The sequence below is a fragment of the Candidatus Albibeggiatoa sp. nov. BB20 genome (assembly GCA_016744725.1).
Lineage (GTDB): Bacteria > Pseudomonadota > Gammaproteobacteria > Beggiatoales > Beggiatoaceae > Albibeggiatoa.
Genome location: JADGDW010000087.1, coordinates 1 through 3,564 on the forward strand (window position 1 = coordinate 1; position 3,564 = coordinate 3,564).

The 3,564-nt window shown below is 41.2% G+C and carries 2 protein-coding genes; one reads left to right on the forward strand and one right to left on the reverse strand.

Annotated elements, in window-relative coordinates; genetic code table 11:
• Positions 1-160: 160 nt before the first annotated feature.
• Entirely contained in the window at positions 161-898 is a 738-nt protein-coding gene (locus tag ABXH34_RS10790) for an SDR family oxidoreductase (protein WP_353571892.1), read from the forward strand.
• Positions 899-1,092: 194 nt separating this feature from the next.
• Here ABXH34_RS10790 and ABXH34_RS10795 read toward each other — a convergent pair.
• A partial coding sequence (locus tag ABXH34_RS10795; protein WP_353571893.1) for a hypothetical protein occupies positions 1,093-3,564 on the reverse strand: 2,472 nt, incomplete at its 5' end.

Consider the following 3,564-nt stretch of genomic DNA (forward strand, 5'->3'; position numbering starts at 1 on the left):
GTGGAGCAGTTTACCCTTGTAAAGATGCCCGTTTATCACCACGTCATTTTAAAGGTTATTATCCCCAGTGGGAAGAATTCGCGCAATATACAGACTCTCGATTTTCATCCAGCTTTTGGCGAAGAGTCACGCGCAACATTATTATATAAAGGATTTTTTTATGCAGAAAGTGCTTATTTTTGGCGCAACTTCAGCCATTGCCCAAGCGGCCGCGAAATATTTTGCTCATGATGGCTCTCATTTATTTTTGGTTGGACGTGATGGTGATAAATTACAAATGGTTGCTGATGATTTGCGGGTGCACGGTGCAGAGCAAGTAGATTATATAGTGCAAGATTTAAATGAATTTAGCAAACATGAATTATTGATTGAGCAAGCTGAGCATGATATGCAAGGTATTGATGCGGTGTTAATTGCACATGGCACACTGGATAATCAACAAGATTGCCAAGTTGATTACGCAACAACAGAACAGTCTTTAAAAACTAATTTTCTCAGTATTATTTCCTTACTCACCCCATTGGCCAACTATTTTGAACAACAGCGGCATGGATGTATTGCCGTGATTTCTTCAGTCGCAGGGGACCGTGGTCGGCAGAGTAATTATATTTATGGTACTGCGAAAGGCGGATTATCAATTTTTCTACAAGGTTTGCGCAATCGTTTGGCAGCCAGTCATGTGTGTGTATTAACCATAAAACCGGGCTTTGTTGATACGCCAATGACGCGGGATTTTAAAAAAGGCCCGTTATGGGCAACCCCTGAGCAGATCGGTCGCGGGATTTATCAAGCCATGAAAAAGCGTAAAAATGAGGTATATTTACCTAGTTTCTGGTGGGTGATTATGAAAATGATTAAATCGATTCCTGAGTTTATTTTTAAAAAGCTAAAATTGTAAAATGGTTAAAAAGATAAATCCCATATCGTGGTTTCCGTTTGAAATCCAATCCTGATGGGTTTTGTTTTGGTCATTCACCTTACGCAGAAAAAATCTAGAACATGATAAATCCACAACTTAAGTTTTAAGCACTATTTTCAAGCCATTGATTGTTCATAATCTAAAACTTTTTTGCGTAAGACGAGTTAACTAAATTACTCCGTCACAGTGTAAATATACTGTGCTAAACCATCAGCATAAATCACTTGATAATCTAACGAGCCATCTTGGTTAATATCACCGACAGGACTGAATTGAATCCCACCACTCGGATCAACATCAGCTTGTTGCACATTCATATCAAACACGCCCGTAAATGTGAATGCACCTGTATCCACAATCACCTGTCCATTATTGTTAAAAGTCACACTTTCGGTATCGGCATTGACTAAGAAGCTAGATAAAGCCACAGGCTGATACGCGGCTGGATAAGCCAATTGTTGACGTTTTACCCCAAGCTCATCACGGAACACCCAGCGCAATGTATTACCAATATTTGTTAATCCTAATGCCGTCGTATTGGCTAAATTAATTACACTGGAAGTAATCGCAGGACGAACAATAATAAGCTGCGTCTTGCTAATTTCTGCACTGATATTACCTGCAACACCTAATTGAGGAATTACCGATTGTGCATTGAACAAGGTTTGCATCGCCGCATTAAATTCCACATCATTTTGAATCGCTGGCTGGGTTAATAACTGCCGACCTGAATTTACCGTAAACACCACACTGCCATCACTGTTCTCTTGCATAGAAGTAGGTGTATCCTCATCAACCACTAAATTTGCAGTATTCCAAACCAAGCGACGTGAGTTATCTATATTATTGGTAAATAACATCCGACTAGCACTAAATGCAGTCACAGTATCATTTGCCAACTCAGGCAATAATTGCAATTCGCTGACAATTTCAGGTGTTGGCACAACATATAACACTTGCTCTTCGCCATTTTGATAAGTAATGCGTACATCATCTGAGCCATCATTATTAGCATCAGGAATTAATACCAATTGCGTTACCTTACTGACTAAGCCTTGGGTAATGGCTGGGTCTAAGATGGTGAAAAAGGTTTGTTTATCCAGTTTCAATGACATCCGCCCATCATTGTAAAAACGGACTGAATTTTCCACTACACCCGGAATTGCTTCAATCGCAACGCTTAATTCAGCTTGATTGGCCGCCGCTGGATAAAATACTTGCTGACGACGTTCTTCATTGCTCTGATTTAAAAATGCTTGTACATAACGGAATAAGGCATTCAGTTGACCGCTCACCAACGTTGATACAGGTTCAAAACCCAATGGTTTCAAATAATCGGTAATATCGGTGGTTTTACTCGGACGTACTTTTAAATACAAATCCGTATTACTTAAAATATCCACCGTGCCGTCAGTATGCGATTTAAAACCTCTCAAATCACCTGCAATCAAGGTATCGTATAATTGCTGTGGATTCTCAATACTAGGCTGTAATACCACCGCACGACCCGCATCGGTAATAATTGTAATGCTGCCGTCATCGGCTTCGTAAACCCCAGCCGTTTGACTGGCAATCGCTTGATAGACCCGAATTGGTGTTAATAAAGTATTTTCGGTTACACCACCTAATGTTGAATCTAAAGTGAGTTGTCCCGTAATGGCATCTTGCACAAAATTACTGTTCTGACGGGTGAAATCAGGTAAAGCATTGATGCCTTCTAAAATAGAAATTCCACCTTCAACAATATCGGTACGTAAATCGACGGCGGTGAGCTGTCCCAATGGCTCAAGCAAAATTGGTAACATATTGGTTAATTCCAAACCTGCTGGAATTTGTGCGGTTGCACTAAACGTGACTCCAGAACCCAACGTGACATTGTCACCGACAATCGTATTTGCGCCGATAATCACATTGGATAAAGTTGAATCCGCTGCAACTGTACCGAAAATACGCGCTGGATTAGAGGCAAAACCTGTAATCGTGCCTTGCAATATGCCAGAACCCGTGATGGTTGCACCACTAGCAAGATTGACATTTTGAATAATGCCATTATTGGTAATTGCACCCGATAATGTCCCTCCACTGACGGTTGAACCTTCGAGCACCGTTACGCCTGAAATCAGGCCTTGGTTATTAATCGCACCGCCAAGTTCACCACCGACTACAGCACCTGTTGAGGTAATCGTATAATTGCTCAGGGTTTTGCCTTCATTATCATAGGTATCATCAATCACATTCAGTTTCACCACCAATTCTAAACTCGCGGTGTTGTTTTGATCTTGATTGTCCAAAGTGTCTGAACTGACCGTGATTTGAGGTTGGATAATATCGGCAACGGTTGGAATAAAACTGAGCTGATATTGACGCGCTGCACCCGCATCCAAACTGGGCAAACTACACGTAATCACAGGCTGTTGCACTTGACATGGAATATCTTGCTCTTCATTACCTTGCTTCAATATTTTCGCGCCTGATACATTCAACGAGCTATCCACACTGTGAGTCAAGACTATATTGCTTGCACGGTCTGCCCCGTTGTTTTTAACTGTGATGTTATAAGTTGTGGTTAAATTAATCACCGCAGGATTTGGCGTTGCAACAAAGCTCTCAATCGACAAATCTGCCACTGCCAGCACATTGGTGGT